This window comes from Micromonospora alfalfae, assembly GCF_022230925.1.
Lineage (GTDB): Bacteria > Actinomycetota > Actinomycetes > Mycobacteriales > Micromonosporaceae > Micromonospora > Micromonospora alfalfae.
In genome coordinates this window covers 13,057-35,890 of record NZ_JAKKFH010000027.1, presented here as the reverse complement: position 1 = coordinate 35,890, position 22,834 = coordinate 13,057, and the positions used below count along the sequence as shown (strand labels likewise).

Annotated in this window: 18 protein-coding genes and 2 pseudogenes; 5 read left to right on the top strand and 15 right to left on the bottom strand. The window is 71.4% G+C overall.

What is annotated here, in order from left to right:
- Positions 1-95: 95 nt before the first annotated feature.
- Positions 96-545: a ribonuclease domain-containing protein gene (locus MED01_RS22895; RefSeq protein WP_238670618.1), complete on the bottom strand. Its 450-nt coding sequence runs from the start codon at positions 543-545 to the stop codon at positions 96-98.
- A gap of 285 nt (positions 546-830) precedes the next feature.
- Here MED01_RS22895 and MED01_RS22890 point away from each other — a divergent pair, with 285 nt between their 5' ends.
- Positions 831-1,667: a hypothetical protein gene (locus tag MED01_RS22890; protein ID WP_238670617.1), complete on the top strand. Its 837-nt coding sequence runs from the start codon at positions 831-833 to the stop codon at positions 1,665-1,667.
- Between the two features lie 102 nt (positions 1,668-1,769).
- Here the strand turns inward: MED01_RS22890 and MED01_RS22885 are convergent, their stop codons facing one another.
- From MED01_RS22885 to MED01_RS22850, 8 genes and pseudogenes are all read right to left on the bottom strand, one after another.
- Positions 1,770-2,162: a DUF559 domain-containing protein gene (locus tag MED01_RS22885; protein WP_238670616.1), complete on the bottom strand. Its 393-nt coding sequence runs from the start codon at positions 2,160-2,162 to the stop codon at positions 1,770-1,772.
- 807 nt (positions 2,163-2,969) lie between these two features.
- Positions 2,970-3,053, bottom strand: a pseudogene (locus MED01_RS22880) (GntR family transcriptional regulator); the annotation flags it as partial.
- Between the two features lie 282 nt (positions 3,054-3,335).
- A complete protein-coding gene (locus MED01_RS22875) occupies positions 3,336-3,860 on the bottom strand; it encodes a carboxymuconolactone decarboxylase family protein (protein WP_238670615.1) in 525 nt (174 codons plus the stop codon).
- 231 nt (positions 3,861-4,091) lie between these two features.
- Positions 4,092-4,430 carry a hypothetical protein gene (locus MED01_RS22870; protein ID WP_238670614.1) on the bottom strand — a complete coding sequence of 113 codons (339 nt, stop codon included), beginning with the start codon at positions 4,428-4,430 and terminating at the stop codon, positions 4,092-4,094.
- 52 nt (positions 4,431-4,482) lie between these two features.
- The gene (locus MED01_RS22865) at positions 4,483-5,916 is read right to left on the bottom strand and encodes an AbeC-like domain-containing protein (RefSeq protein WP_238670613.1); all 1,434 of its coding nucleotides are present in this window, start codon (positions 5,914-5,916) and stop codon (positions 4,483-4,485) included.
- Positions 5,917-6,030: 114 nt separating this feature from the next.
- The gene (locus MED01_RS22860; RefSeq protein ID WP_238670612.1) at positions 6,031-6,663 is read right to left on the bottom strand and encodes a restriction endonuclease; all 633 of its coding nucleotides are present in this window, start codon (positions 6,661-6,663) and stop codon (positions 6,031-6,033) included.
- A gap of 398 nt (positions 6,664-7,061) precedes the next feature.
- The gene (locus tag MED01_RS22855; protein ID WP_238670611.1) at positions 7,062-8,687 is read right to left on the bottom strand and encodes an ABC transporter permease; all 1,626 of its coding nucleotides are present in this window, start codon (positions 8,685-8,687) and stop codon (positions 7,062-7,064) included.
- A 128-nt stretch (positions 8,688-8,815) separates the two neighbouring features.
- Positions 8,816-9,727 (bottom strand): annotated as a pseudogene (locus tag MED01_RS22850) (ABC transporter ATP-binding protein); the annotation flags it as partial.
- A gap of 109 nt (positions 9,728-9,836) precedes the next feature.
- Here MED01_RS22850 and MED01_RS22845 point away from each other — a divergent pair.
- On the top strand, positions 9,837-10,730 hold the full coding sequence (locus MED01_RS22845; protein ID WP_238670610.1) for a TetR family transcriptional regulator: 894 nt from the start codon (positions 9,837-9,839) through the stop codon (positions 10,728-10,730).
- A 44-nt stretch (positions 10,731-10,774) separates the two neighbouring features.
- On the opposite strand, the gene MED01_RS22840 is transcribed toward MED01_RS22845, so the two are convergent.
- Entirely contained in the window at positions 10,775-12,553 is a 1,779-nt protein-coding gene (locus MED01_RS22840; RefSeq protein WP_238670609.1) for an ABC transporter ATP-binding protein, read from the bottom strand.
- A 97-nt stretch (positions 12,554-12,650) separates the two neighbouring features.
- Between MED01_RS22840 and MED01_RS22835 the strand changes: the two genes are divergently transcribed.
- Together MED01_RS22835 and MED01_RS22830 are read left to right on the top strand one after the other, a co-directional pair.
- Positions 12,651-13,082 (top strand): MarR family winged helix-turn-helix transcriptional regulator, encoded by a 432-nt coding sequence (locus MED01_RS22835; protein WP_238670608.1) that lies wholly within the window; start codon positions 12,651-12,653, stop codon positions 13,080-13,082.
- Between the two features lie 146 nt (positions 13,083-13,228).
- Entirely contained in the window at positions 13,229-15,013 is a 1,785-nt protein-coding gene (locus MED01_RS22830; RefSeq protein ID WP_238670607.1) for an N-acetylglutaminylglutamine amidotransferase, read from the top strand.
- Between the two features lie 22 nt (positions 15,014-15,035).
- Here MED01_RS22830 and MED01_RS22825 read toward each other — a convergent pair whose 3' ends face one another.
- From MED01_RS22825 to MED01_RS22810, 4 genes are all read right to left on the bottom strand, one after another.
- The gene (locus MED01_RS22825) at positions 15,036-16,169 is read right to left on the bottom strand and encodes a carboxylate-amine ligase (protein WP_238670606.1); all 1,134 of its coding nucleotides are present in this window, start codon (positions 16,167-16,169) and stop codon (positions 15,036-15,038) included.
- Positions 16,170-16,236: 67 nt separating this feature from the next.
- Positions 16,237-17,445, bottom strand: coding sequence for an RNA polymerase sigma factor (locus tag MED01_RS22820; protein ID WP_238670605.1), 1,209 nt, complete (start codon positions 17,443-17,445; stop codon positions 16,237-16,239).
- Between the two features lie 2 nt (positions 17,446-17,447).
- Entirely contained in the window at positions 17,448-17,804 is a 357-nt protein-coding gene (locus tag MED01_RS22815; RefSeq protein ID WP_238670604.1) for a YciI family protein, read from the bottom strand.
- 245 nt (positions 17,805-18,049) lie between these two features.
- Complete coding sequence (locus MED01_RS22810) at positions 18,050-18,493, bottom strand: hypothetical protein (RefSeq protein ID WP_238670603.1); 444 nt, start codon at positions 18,491-18,493, stop codon at positions 18,050-18,052.
- A gap of 115 nt (positions 18,494-18,608) precedes the next feature.
- Here MED01_RS22810 and MED01_RS22805 point away from each other — a divergent pair, with 115 nt between their 5' ends.
- Entirely contained in the window at positions 18,609-19,931 is a 1,323-nt protein-coding gene (locus MED01_RS22805; RefSeq protein WP_238670602.1) for a flavin monoamine oxidase family protein, read from the top strand.
- Positions 19,932-20,038: 107 nt separating this feature from the next.
- On the opposite strand, the gene MED01_RS22800 is transcribed toward MED01_RS22805, so the two are convergent.
- Positions 20,039-22,675, bottom strand: coding sequence for a discoidin domain-containing protein (locus MED01_RS22800; protein WP_238670601.1), 2,637 nt, complete (start codon positions 22,673-22,675; stop codon positions 20,039-20,041).
- Between the last annotated feature and the right edge of the window lie 159 nt (positions 22,676-22,834).

Sequence of the window (22,834 nt, the reverse complement as noted above, 5' to 3'; positions counted from 1 at the left end):
GCTGACCAGAGCGACATCCGACCGGTGCTACAACTGACCGGAACTACCAACCGCAGCGGGCCGACCGGCCGAGGCCGGCCGACCCCCCACACCGGTCAGAGGCGGTAGAAGTCGGTGTAGTGGTTGGGCGAGAACCAGGTGACCCCGGTGCTGCGGTTCACCACGATCCGGTACGCGTCCCGGGCGGCGCCCTGGGTGCGCGGGTAGACGTCGTACTCGTAGTAGGTGGCGTTTGTGGGCAGTTGACCCTCGTAGTTGTAGAACTGGCCGCCGGCGAAGTTGGACTTCCCGCCGCTCCAGGAGTACCAGCCTCGGCTGGTCGGGAACCCCTTGGCGGACCAACCCGAACGAGCGGTGCGGGCGTCCGCGCAGCGGCTCATGGTGCAGGAGCTGTAGACCGCCGCCGAGGCCGGGTCGGTCAACCGAGGGGAAACCACGGACGGGCCGACCAGCGCGGCGGCGACCATGGCCAGGAGCAGGACGAGGGTGGTGGTACGCCGGCGGATCGCGCCGAGCGTGGCCAGCGGGGACACGAGGGTGGACACAGGCTGCCTCCAGACCATTCGATCCATCGATCCGCGTGATTGTCGGACCGGACCCAGTCTCACCGCTGCCGGTCGACGACAACACCCCTTGGCAACCCAACTGCTCCACAATGCTCGGTAAACCCCGAATGATCATCTGTCTCGGCGAATCGGCCGCCCCGCCGTCGACGGCGCGCATGGCCTGGTTCGTACCGATATGCGGTCCGCTCGGTGACGGCGTGGCGACAGGCATATCGGTCACCGGTTGTTAGCGTGAAACGCGGATCCGTGACCGGGGAGGGTGCCATGACGGACGCCCCCGACGGGAGGCCGAGGCCAGCGGACCAGTGGCGACACCGGGGCGTACGAGGGTTGACCGTCGCCCGCGACGCCAGCGTGCGCGGCTGGCGGTGGTGGGCGCGAAACTGGGATCGGCTGGTCGCCGCGCTCCAGGACGAGGCGCCCGTCGGCTCCGCTGCCGCGCCGTCACCGTCCGGTCCACTCGTCGAACAACGCGACGCACCCCGGCTGATCGCGGTCCCCGCACGCGGGTACGTGTACTCGTTCTACATCCGCGCCACGTTCGCCTGGTCGTCGTCGGCGAGCCTGCGGTCCGAGGTGCTGAGCTGGTACGTGCAGTACTTCCAAGCCAACGCCATCCAACGGCTGACCCGGCTCGCCGCCGACGCGGCCCGGGACCTGCCGCCGCACCGGGCCGGAGACCTGGAGGTGGCGTTGCAGCGGGCGCTGGCAGAGGACCCCCTGTGGCACTACCAGCGGGGCGACATCACGCTCACCTGCCGACCCGACGCCTCCGTGCGACTCGACGAACGGATCATGCCGGCGCTCCAGCCGCACGTCGACCGCCTGGTCAAGCTGGAGTACCAGTTCGACGAGCAGATCCGAAAGGCCCGATACGCCGAGGAGTTGAGCCGCCAATGGGCGACGATCCTGGAGGATCACGCCGACGACGACGACCTGGCCGACGCCCGCGAACACCTGCTCACCGCGCAAAGCGAAGCCGCGCGCTGGATCGCCGAACTCCTCCACCGCCACGCCAACCCCTCACCAGAGTCGGCACCGACGCCCAGGATCCCCCCACAACAGACCCACCCCACCCGTACACCGCCAGCCCCCGACTAGCCCTCCCCGCCCTTCCCCCACTCCCACTCCCACTCCCCCATGATCAAGTGATGAAAAGTAGGTGTGGGGGGCCTGTGGGAGCTATTTCTCATCACTTGATCATCAGGCTGGGCGGTTGGCGAGAATAGCGAGGGTCTCCTGGCGGACCTGGACCGGGGCCGCGGTGAGGCGGCGGTGGCTGAAGCGGACGACGAGGATGCCGACGGTGGCGAGCAGGGCGTCGCGGCGGAGGTCGATCTCGCGTTCGGCCGGGTCGCCGTGGCTGGTCGCGCCGTCCAACTCGATGTTGACCCGTTCCACCGCGGCGAACATGTCGAGGTAGATCGTCCGGGCACCGACCCGTACCCGCGCCTGCCGGATGAACGTCGGCATACCCGGTCCGGTGAAGACGTGGTCGTGGCCCCAGATCTCCAACGGGCTGCGGCACCCGGCGGCGAGCCGGTCCAGCAGACCGCTCAGTGCTCCACGGGTCGGGCATTCTCGCCACCTCGGCAAGGGCGGCGGCCAGGCGCCGCGGCGTGGTCATCCGATCGTTGACCGCACGGATGAGCAAGCTCGATCGGTCGATCGGCGGCAGCAGCGGCCAACAGTCCACCAGGGTCCGGTCGAGCCGGGTGACCGGCAGTCCTGCCCGTGTCACCACCTGCGGCGGCGCGACCGCGAAGTCGGACCGGTGGGTTACGACCAGATGCGCCCGATCACGCAGGCCTGATCCTCGCGGCAGGTCGAGATACACCGGCTCGCCCGGTGGCTGGCGGCGTAGGCCCCACACCTCGAGCGCGGTCAGGCGGCTCAGCGCCCCACGCTCGTCGACGTACGCCAGCGCAGCGCGTCGGGCGACGTCCCGCTCGACCCGGGCCAGCATCGGCAGGTCGGCGTTGGGACTGCGGATCAGCGCGGCGTCGCCGTAGACCCCGGGCAGCAGTCGGATCAGCAGGTCCGCCCGCCGGGCGGTCTGGATCGTCCACGCCGGGGCCACCCGCAGCATGTCCCGTCGAGTGACCAGCCCATCGCCACGGACGAGGAGGGATTGAATCCGCGCATCCACCGGCTCACCCTGGCGTGAAGCCCCGCCCTTGCGCGGGCTGCTGTGGACAGCGGAGGCACCTGTGGACAGCCGTTCGGGTGGCGGTCAATCGTGGTAGGCGCCCGTCAAGGCCCTTGGCGCAACCTCCGGTTTCTCCACCAGAGCAGCCTCAAACCAGTCGAACAATCGCCGCCCAGGCGAGGGATACACCACCCCGCCCGGTACCGGCCTGCCTGCGGCGAGGTCCGGCTCGTTCACGTTCGCCGGCTCGCTACCTACGGCTCCCGCATCCAGGTCTTCGGGTCTGTCACGAAGACGCCCTTGCCCTGCTGCCGCCGGATCACCCGCAGCGCCTCCAGGCCGTTGCGCGATATCTCGTCCCAGGGGTCCACCATGATCGCATCGGCGAGGATGTTCATCCGGCCGTTGTCGAACTCCACCGCCGCCCGGTCGCCGACCTCGAAGTCACGTTCAAGCCTGCCCTCGGTCCTGGGGCGCGGGTCCGTGGCCCACAGGTGCTCAGCGATGCCAAGACGGGCAAGGTCGAGGGGTCCGTCGCGTAGGGGCGCCGCGAGAGACGAGAGCTCCCTCCGCGCGCCCCGCTGGCACTCGGACAGCCGGTCGGTGCGTGTTCGGTGAATCTAACCGCCGAAACGCAGCGCCTGCCGCAGATCCGCGTCCAGGCTCTCCTGGTACTGCGGATCGGGCTCAGCCCCCGCCGCGCTGAGGACGGTGCTGAAGAAGCATCTGGCGCCAACGGCGAGGATGACGCGGAAGACATCCGTGTCATCGAGGCCGTGAGCACGCAGGCCCGCGACGTCGGCCTCGGTGACGGAGTTCGCATCGGCCGCGACCTTGCCGGCGAAGTTGACGACTGCGACCTCCTGCGCGGAGAGACCGGCGCTGCCGTGGTCCGACGCGATGGCGGCGACAGTCGGCGCGTCGAAGAACTTGTCGCGCAGGACCTTTCCATGTGCCAGACCACAGTAGGAGGATTTCAGGGCCCGGGCCGCGGCGAGGGTCACCAACTCATAGCGGCGCAACTCCATCCCGTCCTTCACCGCACCGTTGAGCTGCTGCCATGCCAGATACGCCGCCGGATTGTGGGCGAACAACCTGGTGTAGTTGGGCAGGTAGCCCATCGCCTTCGTGTCGGTATCGAACATCCGCTCAGTGTCCGCGGACCGCTCTGCCTGCCGTAGGAAACTCATCCGACTCCCCCCTGTTTGGACCCGGACGGTACGCCGTTGGGGTTGCGAACGCTGTCGGGAAACCGGCCGTGCGCGAAGGGCCCAACGGTCGTCAGGTGTCGGGCCGCCTTCTCACTCTCGACCCGCCACCTCCGGAGACTGCGCCGCCCACCCACGCTGAGGCCGCCAGGGCAACGTTCACATCCGCTACAGGCTGTTGACGGCCTGGGAGACGCGTAGCACGGCGTCGGCGACGGCGGTCACCGTTCCGGCACCTGCCAGCAGGGCCGGTAGCAGGCTGCGGATGCCCTCCACGTTGGGGCGTGGCTCGGCGGCGTATGCCGCAGCCGTGCTCGCCAACTGGGTCAGCCGTTCGGCCTCGCGAACCTCCGTCCGGTGCTTCGCGATCTCGTCGACCAGGGCAGCGACGAGCCCGGACAGGTCCGAGCCTCGACTGAAATCGTTGCTCCGGTTGTGCACCTGCGCGTGGTCACCGAAGACGTTCGCCTCACCGTTGATGTCGCCGCTGAAGTTGAACTGACTCACTGACTCGTCCTTCCGGGTCACCCGCTGGCCGGGCCTGCGGGACATCAATCGATCAGTCCGTCTGGTCGTCGCGATCGACATTCGTCACGCGTCCGTGGCTTCCGAAGATGTTGCCCCGACCGGACACCTCTCCGATGTTGGTGATGTTGTTGATGATCCGCTGCTTTCCGGCGGCTATCTCGGACGTGTCGATGCCCTTGTCCGTCAGGAACGCCACCAGACAGTCGATCACTCCTCGCTGCATCCGCAACAGACAGTCGCGCACATCGGCGACTTCGAAATAGCTCTCGATGCTCGTGCTGGCCGCGAGTTCCCGGGCGCTGAAGGGCGCCCCGTAGTCGTAGCGTCGCCCCTCCTGGAGCGCCTCGTAGTGATGCTGCGTCCGTTCCTCGTGCGCCTCGGCCAGGTCGATGCCCCGGTCCGAGCGCAGGAACAGTTGGGCAAGGTAGGTGCGCCACGCCGCGAGGGCGAGGGCCGAGGTGGTCGAGCGCCCGTGAAGCGGGCTCAGATCCTCCCCGAACAGGCCGTAGAAGCCGGTGGCGGGCGCGGTGTCGCGACGGACGGGCGGCAGCACGAAGGCGGCGAACTCGCAGGACAGAATGCCCTGGTCGAGGGTGTAGCGGGCGAAGAGGGTGACGACGATCTGGCCACCGACGAGGCTCTTCGCCAGACACACGTACGTCCTGGCCTGGTCCCCCGGCGCATCGCTGCCCAGATCAACCCAGGACGTTTCCAGTCGGGACGGCGGGCGTACCTCGTCGGGGTGGAACAACCCCTCACAGTCCGGCAGCACGTCCCCCCGCACGTAGATCCGCTTGGTGACCTCGATGTCGCTGAGCCCGAGCCGTGACCGGGCGAGCCGGATCAGATCGTCGTGCAGGTCGCGGATGGAGAAGGTCGCGGATGGCCGCGTACCGTCTCGGTTCTTTTCTCGGCCGCGACTGACCTCGATGGGTGGCAGGGCCCAGCGGCCGATCTCGGTGCCGCTGCCGACGAACGGGTTGCCCGCGGCAACCTCGAAGACGATCATGTTGGCGTCCTGCAGGGCGGTGAGCTCGTCCTCCAACTCGGACTCGACCTCTGACGCTTGGGCGGCCAGCACCTTCTCCTCCGCCATCGTGTCGATCGCCGCCGCGCGGGTCTCCTGGAGGCTGAGGAAGGTGGTGCGCCACCCGACTCCGCACGCCACCGCGATGAGCGGCAGCGTGAGCATCGCCGTCACCGGCCCGTCCCGCCAGAGAAGGAGGATGCCCAGCCCGACCAGACCGAGTAACGCATAACGCGTCATCGCGACCGCGTCGTACAGCTTCCGCCAATGGGTGTCGGCCGCTTGGGCGTGGCGCACCAGCGCGACCGCGTCCACCCCGAAAGAGGGACACCATGCCTTCGGGTTGTCGAGGCTGTACAGCAGCAACACCTGCGCCGCCAACGGCGGACGCAGATGCATGGCGCAGCACATCTGCCGGCTGGCCAGGTCCTTCGGCACCGAGGGCAGCGTCGACCCTCCGCCGCTACGGCCGCTCAGTGGGTCGGCAACGTCTTTCGCACTGACACTTCTGGGAATGGACGGTGCCATGTCGAGACAGTAATTCCCGCACTGTCAATTCGCTGTCCTCGATCTTTCAGTGCCGGACCGCAGCGGGGATATTCCCGTCCAGGCCCACATCTGCAACGCGTGCCGGTCGATGAGGTCGATGTTGAGCTGTCGGGCCATCTGGATGCCGTCGCCGGCGGTGAAGAAACTGTTCGTCACGAGCAGGCAGATCTCGCCGCCGTGGATCACCCGGCAGGTGCCGGCGAACTTCTGGATCGCGGCGCTGCCCACCCGGTTGGTGACGCTCTGCCGCTTGCACTGCACCACGACCCGTCGGCCGTCGGGGGCTGTCGCTGTGACGTCGGCTCCCCGGTCACCGGAGCTGCCGCACACCCTCACGTCACGGAACCCGGAGGCGACCAGAAGCCGGGCGAACCACTGCTCGAACTCGGGGCCGCTCATCGTGTCGGTCACCGCTATCACCCGGTCCCGTTGGGCCTGGTAGGCCCGCTCGCGGGCCCGCTGCCTCGACACCACGACAACCACCGCGACCGCCGTCGCGACGACGACGCTCACCAGCAGCGCGGTCCAGTATGGATGGCGGCGCACGACGTCGACGACCGCACGCAGGAGCACGAAGGCGACGACGGCACCCAGCGCGAGCAGCCAGCCGTTGGCCGACCCGCCGCCACCGGCCATGCGGCGGACCGTCGACCTGCGCCGAACACTGCCGGTGCGCCGCCGTCGGTAGTGGGCCCGAACTCGCGCGCCGCCCTTCCTGGTGTGTGACCTGACGTACGGCACGAGGCACCTCTCCGGTCAAGGAAGCCCCAGTGTGGCGGCTGTGTGCGACACAGCCGCTGTCGCTGCACCGCCGACGGCGTCGGCTCGCTCGGTGGTGGGATGAGCGCCAGCAGGCTCGGCCCGCCCGCGGCAGACCCTCGTCAGGTCCCCGTACCAGTTCGCCGTTACAGCCCCCCTGTGCACAACGCCCCTCCACGGCCCAGTTGTGCTAGTTCAGATGATCGGTGGCAGTTCAGCAGGGCCGGCGTCGGCGTGTGGGGTCGCTCAGCTGCCAACGATCAAGAGACGCCCGCTCAGGACGGGACGTCGCGGTGGCGGAAGGCGGCCACGCCGACGGCGAGCAGGGCCGCGGCCACCGCCGCCAGCACCAGCAGGGGAAGCGCCGCCGGGTCGACAGCGGGCACGGCCGGCACATGGGTGTACGGCGAGACGTTGAGCGCGGCCTGCGGCAGCTCCAGCACCGCGCCGAGCTGCCCGAGGAGCAGGAAGACAAGCAGCGCCGTCCAGGACAGCACCACCGACCAGCGGGGCAGCAGCCCGAAGATCGCGGTCACCACCCCGGCGATCACCAGCAGGGCGGGCAGCCGCAGCAGCGCGGCACCGCCCAGCTCGACGGCCTGGCCGAGCGGGTCTCCGGTGACGATGCCGTACCCGAGGCCGGTGGTCACGCCGGCGAGGAGCAGCAGGACGATCGCGCCAAGTGTCGCGGCGAGCACCTGGGTGCCGAGCCAGCGGGTGCGGCTGACCGCCGTGGCGAGGGCAGCCTCCAGCACCCCGTCGGCTTCGTCGCCGCGGACGCGCAGCAGGGCCTGCACGACGTACGCGCCGATGGTCAGCGCGAAGAGGCCGAGCATCGCGGTCAGGTACGCGTTGATCAGGTCGTCTCCGCCGCCCATCGCGTTGATCGCCTCGGCGGCGGCCGGGTTCGCGTCGATCATGTCGTTGAACTCGTCGGCGGCGACGCCCATGGGGAGGCCGAGCGCGGCCACCCCGACCGCCCAGCCGAGTAGCGTGCCGCGCTGTGTCCGCCAGGCCAACCCGGCGGGGCTGAGCAGCCGTGGCGCACCGCTCGCTGGCCCGCGTCGGGGCGCGATCAGCCCGGCGCCGAGGTCGCGGCGCTCGGCGAGGGCGTACGCCAGTGCCACCCCGGCGAGCAGCAGCGCGACGGGCAGCGCGAGGACCCACCAGCGTTCACCGTCGAAGGCTCGTACCTGGTTGCCCCAGCCGAGTGGGGAGATCCATGAGGGCCAGGCGCTGCGCACCCGGGTGCCGTCGGCGCTCTGCTCGCCGAGGACGTCTCCGGCGGCGCGCAGCACGAAGGAGAGCCCGACGGTGGCGGCGGCGAGCGCGTTGGCGCCCCGGGCGGTGACGGACAGTTGGGCGGTGACGGCGGCGATCGCGGTGAAGGCGACCCCGACGCCGCCGATCGCGGCGGCTGCCGCGAGGGAACCGGCCAGCGACAGGCCGGCGCCGACCAGCGCGAGCGCGAGCAGCGCGGCGGCCAGGGCGTTCGCGGCGACGATGACGAGCAGCGCGGCGGTGAGTGGCGCGTACCGGCCGACCACGTTCGCGCCGAGCAGTTCCGCCCGGCCGGTCTCCTCGTTCTGGCGGGTGTGCCGGGTCACCGCGAAGGTGCTCAGCAGCGCGACGATCAGGGCCAGCGTCACGTACGTCTCGGCGACCACCACGGCACCGAGGTCGGTGCCGTGGATGGGGCCGTTGAAGGCGCGGGCGACCAGACTGGACGCCGAGGTGGTGGCGTAGCCAAGCCGGGCCTCCTGGTCCGGGTAGATGCCGGCGACGCTGCCGGCGAGGGCGTAGCCGAGCAGGGGCGTGCCGATGATCCAGATGGCGAGGCGGATCCGGTCGCGGCGCAGGACGAGCCGGGCCAGCCGGGTCGTGCCGGTGAGGGCGCTCACCGGACGCCGCCCCGTGGGGCGTCAGCTGGAGCATCGGCGTCCGAGACCTCGGCGGCGGAAGCGCCCGAGCCACCGGCGGCGGAAGCGCCGGTGGCAGCAGCGTTGGCGGAAGCGCCAGTGGCAGCGGCGGCGGCGGAAGCGCCGGTGGCTGCGGCGGCGGGGTCGTCGCCGTAGTGGCGGAGGAAGAGCTGTTCCAGGGTGGGCGGTGTGCTGGTCAGCGCGCGGACGCCGAAGCGGATGAGCTGGCCGAGCAGCGCGTCGAGGTGGGTGGGCTCGACCTCCAGGTGGGTGCGGCCGTCGACCTCGTGCACGTCGTGCACGCCGGGCAGCGCGTCCAGGCCGGTGACCGGGCGGGCGGTCTCGACGGTCACCGCAGTGCGGGTGAGGTGGCGCAGCTCGGTGAGGGTGCCGGATTCGACGGTGCGGCCCTCGCGGATGATGCTGACCCGGTCGCAGAGCGCCTCGACCTCGGCGAGCACGTGGCTGGAGAGCAGCACTGTGGCGCCGGCCTGCTTGACCCGCCGGACCTCGTCCTGGAACACCGCCTCCATGAGGGGGTCGAGGCCGGAGGTCGGCTCGTCGAGCACGTACAGCTCCACGTTGGAGGCGAAGGCGGCGACGATGGCGACCTTCTGCCTGTTGCCCTTGGAGTACGTGCGGCAGCGGCGGGTCGGGTCGAGGTCGAAGCGGTGCAGCAGTTCGTCGCGGCGCTGCCGGTCCAGGCCGCCGCGCAGCTTACCGAGCAGGTCGATGGCTTCCCCGCCGGTGAGGTTGGGCCAGAGGTTGACGTCGCCGGGCACGTACGCCAGTCGACGGTGCAGACGGACCGCGTCGCGCCACGGATCGGCGCCGAGCACCTGGGCGTCACCGGAGTCGCGACGGAGCAGCCCGAGCAGGATCCGGATGGTGGTGGACTTTCCGGAGCCGTTGGGCCCGAGGAAACCGTGCACCTCCCCCTGCTCGACCCGCAGATCCAGCCCGTCGAGTGCCCGGATGGCGCCGAACGTCTTGACCAGGTTGCCGATCGAGATGACGGGCATCGCCCCTCCTGCCGTTGGCTGCGTCGACCGATCTCACTGTACTGACCAACGGTCAGCCGAATCAACGGTGATCGTGCCCACCGGTCAGGACGTCGCTAGGCTGGCCGGCATGACGGCCGATCCCGCGGACGACACCCGCACCCGGATCCTGCGCGCCGCGCTCGACCTGTTCGCCGAACACGGCTACCAGCGCACCTCGCTGCGCCAGATCGGCGAGCGGCTGCGGCTGACCAAGACCGCGGTCCTGTACCACTTCCCGGCCAAGGAACACCTGCTCGCCGCCCTGGTGGAGCCGTTGGTGGCGGACCTGGAGGCGCTGCTCGACTCGGCCCAGACCCAGCCCACCGACCAGGCCCGGTGGACGGTGCTGGAGGGCTGGGTGGACATCATGCTCGCCCATCGCCGGCCACTCGGCATGCTCTTCCACGACATCGCGCTGGTCGGCCGGGGCGACACGTACCACCGCCTGATAGTGATCGCGATGCGGGCCAACGACCTCATCGCCGGACCGGACGCCGGGCGTCGGGAGCGGGTCCGGGCGGTGCAGGCGGTCGCGGCGTGCAGTGATCCGATCGTCTTCTTCACCGACGTGTCCGACGAGGTGCTGCGCGCCGACATGCTCGACGGCGTACGCCGGCTGCTGGCCCCGCTGCCCGCGGACGCCGAAGCCCCGCTGCCCGCGGACGCGGCGGCCGGGCCGTACGCGGACGCCGCGGCCTGGCGGCACGCGACCACGACGGTCCCGGCGTCGGCGCGCGAAACCCCGGCGCCCGGGACCGCGCGGGACGCCGCCCCACGAAACACGAGTGCGGCGACGACTCCGGGCGCGGCCGGTGCGGTGGCGCACCGGCGTCGGCGGCCGGGACGACCTCCCGCGCTGGGGCGGGAGCAGGTCGAGGCGGCCCGGCGGATGCACGCGGCGGGCACCCATTCGGTGGACGCCATCGCCGCCGCGCTGGGGGTCTCCCGGGCCACCGTCTACCGGCACCTGACCGCGCCATAACGAGACAGTTATAAGACTGTTTCGAGACGGTTGTGATTCGGCGTTCAGGCGGCGAGGGTGGCGTAGCGGCCGTTGCGGTCCAGCAGGCTGTCGTGGGTGCCGGCCTCGACGATGCGACCGTGGTCGAGCACCGCGATCTGGTCGGCGTCGCGGACTGTGGAGAGCCGGTGCGCGATGGTGATCGTGGTGCGCCCCTGGGCGAGCACGTCGAAGGCCCGCTGCACGGCCCGTTCGGTCTCGGTGTCCAGCGCGCTGGTGGCCTCGTCGAGGACCAGGATGCGCGGGTCGCGCAGTAGCGTGCGGGCGATCGCGAGGCGCTGCTTCTCGCCGCCGGAGAACCGGTGGCCGCGTGAGCCGACCACTGTGTCGTACCCGTCGGGCAGGCCCGCGATCAGGTCGTGGATCTGGGCGGCGCGGGCGGCGTCCTCGATCTCGGTGTCGGTGGCCGCCGGCCGGGCGTAGCGCAGGTTTTCCCGGACGGTGGTGTGCAGCAGGTACGTCTCCTGGCTGACCACGCCGACGATCGCGGCCAGGTCGGCCAGGCGCAGGTCGCGCAGGTCGACGCCGTCGACGGTGATCCGGCCGGCGGTGGGGTCGTGCAGCCGGCTGACCAGCCCGGCGAGGGTGCTCTTGCCGGAGCCGGTCTCGCCGACCAGGGCGAGGCTGGTGCCGGCGGGCACGTCGAGGGTGATTCCGGCGAGGGCGGCGGTGTCGCTGCCCGGGTAGCCGAAGGTGACGTCCTCCAGGCGCAGGTGGCCGCGGACCCGGGCCGGGTCGAGGCGGACCGGCTCGGCGGGGTCGGCCACGTCGACCGGCAGGTCCAGGTATTCGAAGATCCGGGCGAAGAGCGCCAGCGAGGCGGTGAGCGAGACACCCACGTTGAGCAGGCCCATCAGCGGTCGGAACAGGCCACCCTGCAGGGCGGTGAAGGCGACCAGGGTGCCGATGCTCAGCGTGCCGGCGGTGCCGGGCAGCCCGGCGGCGAGGTAGATGACCGCCGGTACGGCGGCGAAGATGATGCTCATCGAGGCCATCCGCCAGCGGCCGGCCAGCTCACTGCGTAGCTCCAGGTCGACCAGGCGGGCCGAGGAGGCGGTGAAGCGGTCGATCAGCGCGGGGCCGGTGCCGAGGGTCTTGGCCAGTTGTACGCCACTGATCGAGAGCCCCTCCTCCACAGTGACGTTGAGGTCGGCGAGTTCGCGTTGCCGTTGGGCGGTGATCTCGCGGCGCATCCGGGCGACCCGACGGGTCAGCCAGATGGCCGGCGGCAGCACCACGAGCGAGACCAGGGAGAGCTGCCAGGAGAGCGCGACCATGGCAACAGCTGTGGCGACCACTGTGGTGAGGTTGGCGGCGACGGCGGTGGCGGTGGAGGTGACCACCGACTGCATGCCGCCGATGTCGTTGGTGATCCGGGACTGCACCTCGCCGGTGCGGGTGCGGGTGAAGAAGCCGAGCGACTGGCGTTGGAGGTGGCTGAAGACGTCGGTGCGCAGCCGGTGCATGACCCGCTGGCCGACCTGGGTGGAGATCCAGGTCTGCACGACGCCCAGGGCGGAGGTCACCGCCGCGACGGCGACCATGCCGAGGACCAGCCAGACCAGCAGTGTCACGTCGCCCTGCGGCAGGGCCCGGTCGATCACGGCACGCAGCAGGAACGGGGTGGCCATCGCGATGATCGAGGAGACCACGATGATCGCGGTGACGGCGGCCAGCGCGGGCCGGTGGGGGGTGAACAGGCGGCCGATGCGGCGCAGGGACACCTGGCGGGCCTGCGTCTTCTCTTCGGCGCTGAGGGTGCGGTGGCCGCGGTCGCGGCCCATCGGGGTGGGTTCCAAGGGGGCACTACCCTTCGTCGGCAATATTGCTGAGGTTACCTCATCATGAGGGAGCAACCACATATCCTGCTACCGTATTCCGGTGATCGAGCACACCGTCGACAGCGCCGACGACGAGAGCCTGGCGGAGACGTTCTGGGCGGTGGCGTCCCGTCTGCGTCGGCAGACCCGGGACTCACTGGCGCCCTGGGACGTCACCCCCAGCCAGTCCCGGGCCCTCGGTGTGCTGGCCCGGCACGGCGAGGTACGCCCCGGCACCCTCGCCGAGCACCTGCGCATCGCACCCCGTTCGGCGACCGAGGTCGTCGACGACCTCCAGACTCGGGGGCTGGTCGAACGCCGACCCGACCCGGCCGATCGTCGGGCGACCCTTGTCGCGCTCACCGAGGAGGGCGACCGGGTCAGCACCGCCATCCGGGCCGCGCGCCGGGCCGAGGCCGACCGCTTCTTCGGTCACCTCAACGACACCGACCGCGCCGAACTGGCCCGCATCCTGCGCACCCTGCTCGACTGAGCCGGACGCGCAGGATCACCTGCGCGTTTGCCCGCCCGATGCTCGGGTAGCCAGCGGCCCCGTTCCCACCGCGGGCCCCGCCACCACCAGTCGGGGAGACCTGACAGGAGGGCCATGTCTGCCCTGAACCAGCACCGCCTCGCCTGATGTGCGGGATCAGCGGGGAGGCGCGATTCGACGGCCGCTCGCCCGACGCGGCGGCGGTCACCCGGATGACCGAGGCGATGCGTTCACGCGGGCCGGACGACGAGGGCCTGTTCGCCGACGGCTGGGTGACCCTGGGGCACCGCCGGCTGACGATCATCGACCTGTCCGACGCGGGCGGGCAGCCGATGGTCCGCGACGACCTGGGCCTGGCGCTGGTCTTCAACGGCTGCATCTACAACTACCCGGAGCTGCGCGAGGAGTTGCGCCGCGCCGGGTACGCCTTCCACTCCACCAGCGACACCGAGGTGATCCTGGTGGCGTACGCGCACTGGGGTGAGCGTTTCGTCGACCACCTGGTCGGCATGTTCGCGATCGGGTTGGTCGACCGGGTCCGGCGGCGGCTGATCCTGGCCCGCGACCGGCTCGGCATCAAACCGCTCTATCTCGCCGAGACGCCGGGGCGGCTGCGGTTCGCCTCCACCCTGCCCGCGCTGCTGGCGGCCGGCGACGTCGACACCGGCATCGATCCGGTGGCGTTGCACCACTACCTGTCCTGGCACTCCATCGTGCCCGCGCCGCGCACCGTGCTGCGCGGCGTGCGCAAGCTGCCGCCGGCCACCCTGCGGGTGATCGAGGCGGACGGGCGCAGCCGCGAGGAGGTCTACTGGCGGCCCGACTACGTGCGCGAGCCGGCCGACGCGGGGATGGACGCCGCCGACTGGCGGGCCGCGATCGGCGACGCGCTGCGCGCGGCGGTACGCCGACGGCTGGTCGCCGACGTGCCGGTGGGGGTGCTGCTCTCCGGCGGACTGGACTCCAGCCTCATCGTGGCGCTGCTCGCCGAGGCAGGTCAGCAGCACCTGCGGACGTTCAGCATCGGCTTCGACAGCCGCGACGGCGAGTCCGGCGACGAGTTCCATTTCTCGGATCTGGTGGCCCGGGCGTACGACACCGACCACCACAGGATCCGACTGGCCGACGACGACCTGGTGCCCGCCGTCCGACGGGCCGTGCTGGCGATGACCGAGCCGATGGGCAGCCACGACGTGGTCGCCTTCCACCTGCTCTCCGAGCAGGTGGCGCAACACGTGAAGGTGGCCCAGTCGGGGCAGGGTGCCGACGAGGTGTTCGCCGGCTACGGCTACCACCAGCCACTGGTCGAGGCGCCCCGGCACGGCGCGGCCGAGACGTTCGCGGCCGCGTTCTTCGACCGCGGCCACGACGAGCTGCGCCGCATCGTCGGCCCGGCGTACGCGCTTGAGCACGACGCCAGCCGGGACCTGCTCACCGGGCACCTCGCCGCGCCCGGGGCGCAGACCGCGCTGGACGCCGTGCTGCGCCTGGACACCCACCTGATGCTCCCCGACGACCCGGTCAAGCGGGTGGACAGCATGAGCATGGCGTGGGGTCTGGAGGTGCGTACGCCCTTCCTCGACCAGGACCTGGTCACCCTGGCCGCGCACTGCCCGCCGGAGCACAAGGTCAGTCAGGGTGGCAAGGGCGTCCTGAAGGAGGTCGCCCGTGAGGTGCTGCCCGCCGAGGTGATCGACAGGCCCAAGGGCTACTTCCCGGTGCCGGCGTTGCGCAACGTGGACGGCCCGGTGCGCGAGCTGGTTGCCGAGGCGTTGCAGGCGCCGGCCGCGCGCGAGCGGGGGCTGTTCCGCCCGGAGTACGTGGCACATCTGCTGGCCGAGCCGGACCGGGCGGAGGCCGCGGCCGGCAGCAACAAGCTGTGGCAACTCGGCCTGCTGGAGCTGTGGCTACAGACCCACGACATCCGCTGACCCCGGTGGGCAGTGGCGGCGGTCAGCCGGCGGCGGTGCGGGCCACCAGGTCGTCGAGGACCGCGTGCAGGTCCCCGGCGCGCTCCAGCACCCGCCGCTGCCGGGTGGCGCCGGTGCCGTCGCGACGCAGCCGGGCGAGCTGCGCCAACACGTACCCGAGGTCGCCGTGGCGCAGCAGCGCCGGGGCGATCACCGCCATCAGCTCGTCGACGAGCGCCCAGGCGGGGCGGGTGCCGCCGGCACGCAGGTCGATCAGCTCGCCGTCGAGACCGTCGTGGGCGGCCCGCCAGTGCGCCGCGGCGACCAGGCAGTCCCGGACGTTCGGGGCGTTCACCCCGGCGCGCACGTCGTCGGCGAGGGTTGCCACGAGGGATCGGACCAGCGCGGCGACAAGCACCGCGTCGTCCACCTCCGTGCAGACGTCACCGACCCGCACCTCAACGGTCGGGTAGGTCGACGACGGCCGGGCGTACCAGTAGACCATCGCCGCGTCGAGCATGATGCCGGCGGCGATCAGCTCGTCGACGGTGCTGTCGTAGTCGGCGACGGAGTCGAAGTGCGGCGTCGGACCGATACTGGGCCAGCGTTCCAACTGCATCGAGCGCCAACTGGCGTGCCCGGTGTCGTACCCGTCGTGCAGCGGCGAGTTGGTGGTGATCGCCTGCACCACCGGCAGCCACACCCTCAGGTGGTTGCAGACCTGCACTGCCAGTTCCCGGTCGGGCAGCCCGACGTGCACGTGGCAGCCGCACACCGCCGGGTCGTGCGCCACCGGCCCGTACCGGCGCGACATGGCGTGGTAGCGCGGTTCGTCGGGGACCGTCCGGTGCGGTTCGGCCACCGGGGTGGCGCCGACCGCCACCAGTCGGGCGCCGGCCGCCGTGGCGGCCTCGACGGCGGAGCGACGCAGCGCCACCAGGTGCGCGCGCAGCTCGGTGAGGTCGGCGCAGACCGGGGTGACCATCTCCACCATGCTGTGCCGGAACTCCTGGCGGCTCTGCTCCCGGGCGGGGCCGCGCAACGCGCCGCGTACCTGGTCGGCGACCGGCAGGTTCCGGCCGCTGTCCGGGTCGAGCAGCAGGAACTCCTCCTCCACACCGAGTGTGAGGATGGACAGGTCGGGCGCGGTGTCGACGGCGGTCTGTCGGTACGCCATGGCCCCTCCCCATCCTCTGCTGCGGCGGTGCCTCGGGTTCCCGGCCGCCCCTGCGGCAAACGCGCCCTCAGGGCGTCGCCAGGGCCGTCGCGCGTGCGGTGAGAAAGGCCCGTTCGGCCGCGTTGTCCGTCAGGGCGACGGCCGTCCGGTACGCCTCGACGGCTTCCCCGCCCCGACCGAGCCGGGCCAGCAGGTCGGCGCGGACCACGTGGTAGACGTGGAAGCCGACCAGGGCGAGGCGGTCCACCTCGGTCAGCGCCGCCGCCGCACCGGCCACCTCGGCGAGCGCGACGGCCCGGTTCAGCGCCACCACCGGGCTGGGGGCGACCACGCTCAGCTGGTCGTACAGCTGAAGGATCTGGGCCCAGTCGGTGTCGGCGGCGCTCCTCGCGACGCTGTGCACGGCGGCGATCGCGGCCTGGATCTGGTACGGGCCGGGCCGGTCGCGGCGCAGGCAGCGGCGGACCAGCGCCTGGCCCTCGGCGATCAGGGTGCTGTCCCACCGGTGCCGGTCCTGCTCGGCCAGCGGCACCAGGTCGCCGACGGTGGTGGTCCGCGCCGCCCGGCGGGCTTCGGTCAGGAGCATCAGGGCGAGCAGGCCGAGCGCTTCGGCCTCGTCCGGCATCAGCTCCACCAGCAGTCTGGTCAACCGGATCGCCTCGGCGCACAGCTCGGCGCGGACCAGGTGCGGGCCGGCGCTCGCCGTGTACCCCTCGTTGAAGATCAGGTAGAGCACCCTGAGGACGCCGTGCAGCCGGTCGGGCAGGTCGGCGTCGCAGGGCACCCGGTACGGGATCCTCGCGTTGCGGATCTTCGACTTGGCGCGGACCAGCCGCTGCGCCATCGTCGGCTCCGGCACCAGGAAGGCTCGGGCGATCTCGGCGGTGCTCAAACCACCGAGCAGCCGCAGGGTGAGGGCGACCCGGGCGCTCGGGGCGAGCGCCGGATGGCAGCAGGTGAAGATCAGACGTAACCGGTCGTCGCGCACCGGCCCCTCCTGCTCAGGTGGGTCGGCGGCGTAGAGCAGGGCCGCCTGGGCGTGCCGGTCGGCCCGCGACGCCTCCCGCCGCAGCCGGTCGACGGCCCGGTTGCGGGCGGTGGTGATGATCCAACCGGCGGGGCTGGGCGGCGGGCCGCTGCACGGCCAGCGCCGCACCGCGATGACGAAGGCCTCCTGGACGGCCTCCTCGGCGAGGTCGATGTCGCCGAGGAGGCGGACCAGGACGGCGACCGCGCGGCCGTACTCCGCGCGGAACACCGCCTCCACGTCGGGCACTGTCAGTCGCCGGCCCGGCCGTGGAAGGGGCGTACCTCGATCGGCAGGGTGGTGGCCAGCGCGTAGCGGCGACCCCAGCGCAGGGCGGCGTCCAGGTCCGGCACGTCGATGATGGTGATGCCGCCGAGGTATTCCTTGCCCTCCACGAACGGTCCGTCGGTGATGAGCACCTCGCCGTCGCGGGGCCGCAGCACTGTGGCGGTCTCCGGGCCGTGCAGGCCCTGCCCGAAGACCCAGGACCCGGTGGACGCCAACTCGTCGCGCAGCTCGCCGAGCTGACGCATCACGTCGGCCAGGAACTCTGGCTCCGGCGGCAGCTCACCCTGCGGCTGGTGGATGCTGAGCAGGTAGAGCGTCATGGTTCCTCCTCACGGACGGCCGGCCCGTCACCGACCTCTCATCCTCCACACGATCGGCCGCCGCCCGAATCGACAGACCGGCAGAAATTTCTCGGCGTGCGACCCGACCCCGGTGTTGGCGTGCCCTTTGCTCTGCACCCACGGAGGCGACGGTGGCCAGGCCCGGGTGGTGCGACGAGAAGGACGCTGGACGAGGACGTGCTCGCCTTCCGGCGCGACGACCGGGAATTCGCGCGGTCGGTCGATCACCGGGCGCTTAGGCACCGGACCCGGGTGATCAGCGCGTCCGGCCCACCGGCGCCTCCGCGCACATCCACCACCATCAGCTCGACCTTGGCCCCTTCGGAGAGCGGAGCCAGGCAGACGGGTGTTCCTTCGTGGTGGGTCTGACCGACGTAGTCGACCCACTCCACCGGGCCCAGTTGATAGCCATGGCCGCCGTCGTCGGCCTTGTTCGCCGACGGTTGCCGCCCATCGGGCCGGACCACGAACGCGTTGGCGTCGGCGTTGACCGCTACGACGGTGCCCGTGACCGCGTGCGGTACCCCCCAGCGGGGCGTCAACAGGGAGTAACAGGCGAGGGCCCCGAGTGCGGCACCGGTCAAGCCGGCGACGGCGACCGGTAACCACGGTCGTGCCGGCAGGCGCGAGGCGGACGGACGCGGATCCGGATGAAGGGTCGTCGCCACATCGAGGACTGTATCCCGTGTCTGGTTTTGTGACGGTACCCGTGGGGTCGGACAGCGTGGCATCTGAGACGGAGCCGGTAGCCATGCCTACGACGGTTGTGGGTAGACCCGGGGTGTGACCGACGGCTTGCGGGTTGTCGTGGTCGGCGCCGGCTTCTCCGGGCTCGCCGCCGCGCTGGCGCTCAGCCGTGCCGGCGCCCAGGTGCGATTGCTTGAGGCCCGCGACCGGGTGGGCGGTCGGGTGCTGACCCGATGGCTGCCCGAGCTCACGCAACTCGACCTGGGGGCCCAGTGGATCGGTCCGACCCAGGACCGGATGTACGCGCTGGTCGCCGAGCACGGGTTGGCCACCTTCGCCTCGGCGTCGGTCGGCGCGCCCACACTGCTCTGGGCCGGTGCGCCCCGGGCCGAGCCGCCGGCACAGGTGGGCCGGGTGCTCGGCCTGCTCGACGAGTACGCCGCACGACTGGACCCGGCCGCACCCTGGGCGACGCCGGAGGCCGCACTGTGGGACCGGACGACCCTCGGTGGGTGGCTCGCCGCCACGGCCCGGGACGACGTCACCGCCGACTACCTGGGGCGGGTGCTCGCCGGCGGGCTGCTGGCCACCGGCGTGGACGAGCTGTCCCTGTTGCACCTGCTGTTCTACCTGCGCAGCGCCGGCGGGACCGGGCCGTTGCTGGGGATGGCCGGCGGCGCGCAGCAGGACCGGATCGTGGGCGGGCCGGCGGCGCTGGCCGAACGGATGGCCACCGCCCTGCCGCCGGGCGCGCTGACGCTGGCCGCGCCGGTGCGGGGCATCGAACAGACAGTCGACGGGGCGACGGCGTGGACCGACACCGGGCGCGTCGACGGCGACGCGGTGGTGGTCGCGCTGGCACCGACGCTGGCCGGCCGGATCCGGTACGAGCCGCCGCTGCCCCCGCTGCGAGACGGGCTCACCCAGCGCATGCCGATGGGTTCGGCGCTGAAGGTGCACGCCGTCTACCCGGAACCGTTCTGGCGTGCCGACGGGCGCTCCGGCGTGGCCACCACCAGCACAGGTCCGCTCACCGAGACGGTCGACAACTCCACCCCGACCTCACCGATCGGGGTGCTGACCGGGTTCAGTTACTCCACTGACGCCGCCACGCTGCGCGGCATGTCCCCCGCGCGGCGTCGCCAATGCCTGCTGGAAGCGTTCGCCAGTGTGGTCGGGCCACGAGCCGGGGACCCGGTGGATCTCATCGAGTACGACTGGTCGGCCGACGAGTGGACCCGGGGCTGCTTCTCCGGTGCGCTCACCCCGGGCACGTGGCGGACGTACGGTCCGCACCTGCGGACGCCGGTGGGGCGGGTGTACTGGGCGGGCACCGAGACGGCCACCCGCTGGAGTGGCTACCTGGAGGGCGCGGTGCGCGCCGGTGAACGGGCGGCGGCCGAGGTGCTGGCCGGCTGAGCGGCACGACCGCAGCCGGCCCGGTCTCGGCGGGACCGGGCCGGCCACGGCCCTGGGTGCCACCCGGCCGACCGGTCACAGAGGACCGGCCGGCGCGGGCGCCCCGGTCAGGGGTAGGTGGTCAGGTACACCTGCTGGTTGGCCGCGTTCGCGGTGCCACCGGCGTTGTTGATCACCCGGTTGATGGTGCCGACACCGCCGAGCGAGACGGTCACCATGTTCGTGAAGCGCACGTTCGGGTTGGTGGGCACCTCGAAGGACCGTTCCTCTACCACCGCTGGGTTGACGTTGAAGTAGCTGTAGCTGCCCAGCCCGAACGCCTGGTGACTGGTCACCGAATCGGCGACCTTGTACGCGGCGTAGCCCCGGGTCGACCCGTTCATCCAGGCCGCCTGGTTCGGCACGTCGTAGGGCAGTTCGTTCTGGTATAAGTACGTCCGCCCGCCGTTGCCGTTCCAGATGGTCTGGTACTTCTGGTAGTGCTCGACGAAGAGGCCGTACATGGTGACGTTGTCGCCGTTGACGGTGAGCCCGGTGTCGGCGGTGTTCAGCGTCCACCCGGTCGGTACGCCGCTGGCGGCGTGGTCGGCCCGCCACAGCCACATGTGGTCACCGATCACGTTGTCGCTGTTGACGGTCAGCGTGTTGGTGGCCCTGCCGACGTGCGGCCCGCCGATGCGGAAGAACACGTCGTGCAGCGAGGTCGGGTTGCTGGCGTGGCTCGCGGACGAGCCGGACGGCCCGACCTCCATCAGCACCGGCGAGTTCGTCGTGCCGGCCTCGAACATGAGGCCGGCCACCTTCACGCCGTCCACATCGGCCACCCGCATGCCCACCGCGCCGTTGTCGGCCTGAATGGTGGCCAGGCCGAGACCGAGGATCACCGTGTCGGCCCGGTTGACCTGGATCGGCTCGGTGACGTGGTGCACGCCCGGGGTGAAGAGCAGGTGCCGTCCCTGGGCGAGGGCCGCGTTGATGGTGGCGGCGCTGGTGCCCGGCTGGACCACGTAGAACTGCGACAGCGAGATGGACGAGCCGGCCGGGGTCTTGTTGTACCAGCTGGTTCCGGTGGAGTTGGTGCGCAGCGCCGGCACGAAGACCCGGTACTCACCGGTGCCGTCGACGTACAGGAACGGCTTCTCCCGTACCTGTGGGGTCTGCCCGATGACTGTGTGCGACGGGTTGGGGAAGCTCGGCGCGGGAGCGCCGTTGACGCCCTGGAAGACCATGTTCCACACCGAGCCGGTCCAGCCGTTGCCGAACTCGCTGTTGCGGGAGTACCACTGCTGCTGCGAGCCGGAGACGACAAGGCCGTCGATACGGGTGTCGGCCAGCAGGCCACCGCTGGACCAGCCGTCGCCACCATTCCAGAGCTGGATCTGGTTCTGCGCGCCGCGCAGGTGCATCCGCCGGTACGGTGCCGCCTGGGACACCGCCCAGCGCTCCACGGTCTGCCCGGCGGGCAGGGTCACCGACAGGTTCTCGGCGGCCCGCCAGAAGTTCTGGGTGGCGTTGCCGCCGAACCAGAACGCCTCGGCACGCACGTGGCCGTTGAGGTTGACGTCGTCGGGGCTCATGCCGAGGCCGGCGACCTGGGTGAAGAAGCCGAGGTTGACGTCGGCGGTGTAGGTGCCGGGCTTGAACAGCACCGCGTAGCGCTGCGGGCCGAACTGGTTGGTTTCCTGCTGGGTGAAGAGGGTGTTCAGTCGACCCTGGATGGTCGACGTCGGTGTGCTCGGGTCGAAGACGAACGTGTTCGGCCCGAGGTTGGGGTTGCGTGGGTCGGTCGTGTCGACCGGGGGTTCACTGGTGCCGCCGCCGGTGGTGTTCACCGCCAGCTCCCAGAGCGAGTAGCCGTAGGCGGTGCCCCGGGCGGTGCCGTACATCCGCAGGTAGCGCCCGCTGCCGGTGACGGTGAGGGACTGCGTGCCACCGGTGCCGGTGGTGGTGGAGTAGATCGTCGTCCAGGTGGCACCGTCGGCCGAGGTCTGGAGTTGGAAGGCCCGGGCGTACGCGGCCTCCCAGGTGAGCACCACCCGGCAGATGGTGCGGGTGCTGCCCAGGTCGACGCGCAGCCACTGCGGGTCGCTGGCGGCGCTGGCCCAGCGGGTGCCCGTGTTGCCGTCGACTGCCGCGGATGCCGCGAGGCCGGCGTCCTGGCTGGACGACGCTGTCGCCGGGCTGCCCTGAGCGACGTTGGTGCTGCCGCAGGTCGGCGTGCTGCCGCCGGTCTCGCCGTACACCTGGAACTCCCAGAGCGAGTAGCCGTAGCCGGTGCCCCGGGCGGTGCCGTTCATCCGGACGTAGCGGCCGACGCCGGTGACTGTGAGGTTCTGGGTGCCGCCGGTGCCGGTGGTGGTCGAGTAGATCGTCGTCCAGGTGGCACCGTCGTCGGAGGTCTGGAGCTGGAAGGCCCGGCCGTAGGCGCCCTCCCAGAGCAGGTTCACCTGGCTGATGGTGGCCCGGGCGCCCAGGTCGACCTGGAGCCACTGCGGGTCGCTGAACGCGCTGGCCCAGCGGGTGCCGGTGTTGCCGTCGACGGCTGCGGAGGCCGGGGTGCCGGCGTTCTCGGTGGACGAGGCGGTGGCGGGGCGGCCCTGGGACAGCAGGGTGGGCGCGGCCTGTGCGGGCGCTGTGGCGCCGGTCGGGGTGAGCGCCGCGACCAGGGCCACGGTGAGCCCGACCAGCAGGTGCCGGACGGCGCGTCGAGGACGCGGGCGTACGGATGTTGCACGAGATGTCATGACATCGCCTGTCGATAGGGGGCTACGAGGGGGTGCCGCGTGGATGGGATCGGCTCGCCCCGTGGCGCCGTGGGTGGTGCCGCCGATGCGGCGTCGCGGGTCGGAGAGCGCTCTCGTAGGAGTGTTGCGGCGAGATTGCGACGGCGTCAAGACATCGAT

Bases quoted from the DNA above. Each gene is read 5' to 3' on its own strand.
- MED01_RS22840 (WP_238670609.1), bottom strand. From the start codon at position 12,553: ATGGGCCGCGACCGCGGCCACCGCACCCTCAGCGCCGAAGAGAAGACG.
- MED01_RS22890 (WP_238670617.1), top strand. From the start codon at position 831: ATGACGGACGCCCCCGACGGGAGGCCGAGGCCAGCGGACCAGTGGCGA.
- MED01_RS22830 (WP_238670607.1), top strand. From the start codon at position 13,229: ATGTGCGGGATCAGCGGGGAGGCGCGATTCGACGGCCGCTCGCCCGAC.
- MED01_RS22875 (WP_238670615.1), bottom strand. From the start codon at position 3,860: ATGTTCGATACCGACACGAAGGCGATGGGCTACCTGCCCAACTACACC.
- MED01_RS22800 (WP_238670601.1), bottom strand. From the start codon at position 22,675: ATGACATCTCGTGCAACATCCGTACGCCCGCGTCCTCGACGCGCCGTC.
- MED01_RS22815 (WP_238670604.1), bottom strand. From the start codon at position 17,804: ATGACGCTCTACCTGCTCAGCATCCACCAGCCGCAGGGTGAGCTGCCG.
- MED01_RS22845 (WP_238670610.1), top strand. From the start codon at position 9,837: ATGACGGCCGATCCCGCGGACGACACCCGCACCCGGATCCTGCGCGCC.
- MED01_RS22825 (WP_238670606.1), bottom strand. From the start codon at position 16,169: ATGGCGTACCGACAGACCGCCGTCGACACCGCGCCCGACCTGTCCATC.
- MED01_RS22860 (WP_238670612.1), bottom strand. From the start codon at position 6,663: ATGGCCGGTGGCGGCGGGTCGGCCAACGGCTGGCTGCTCGCGCTGGGT.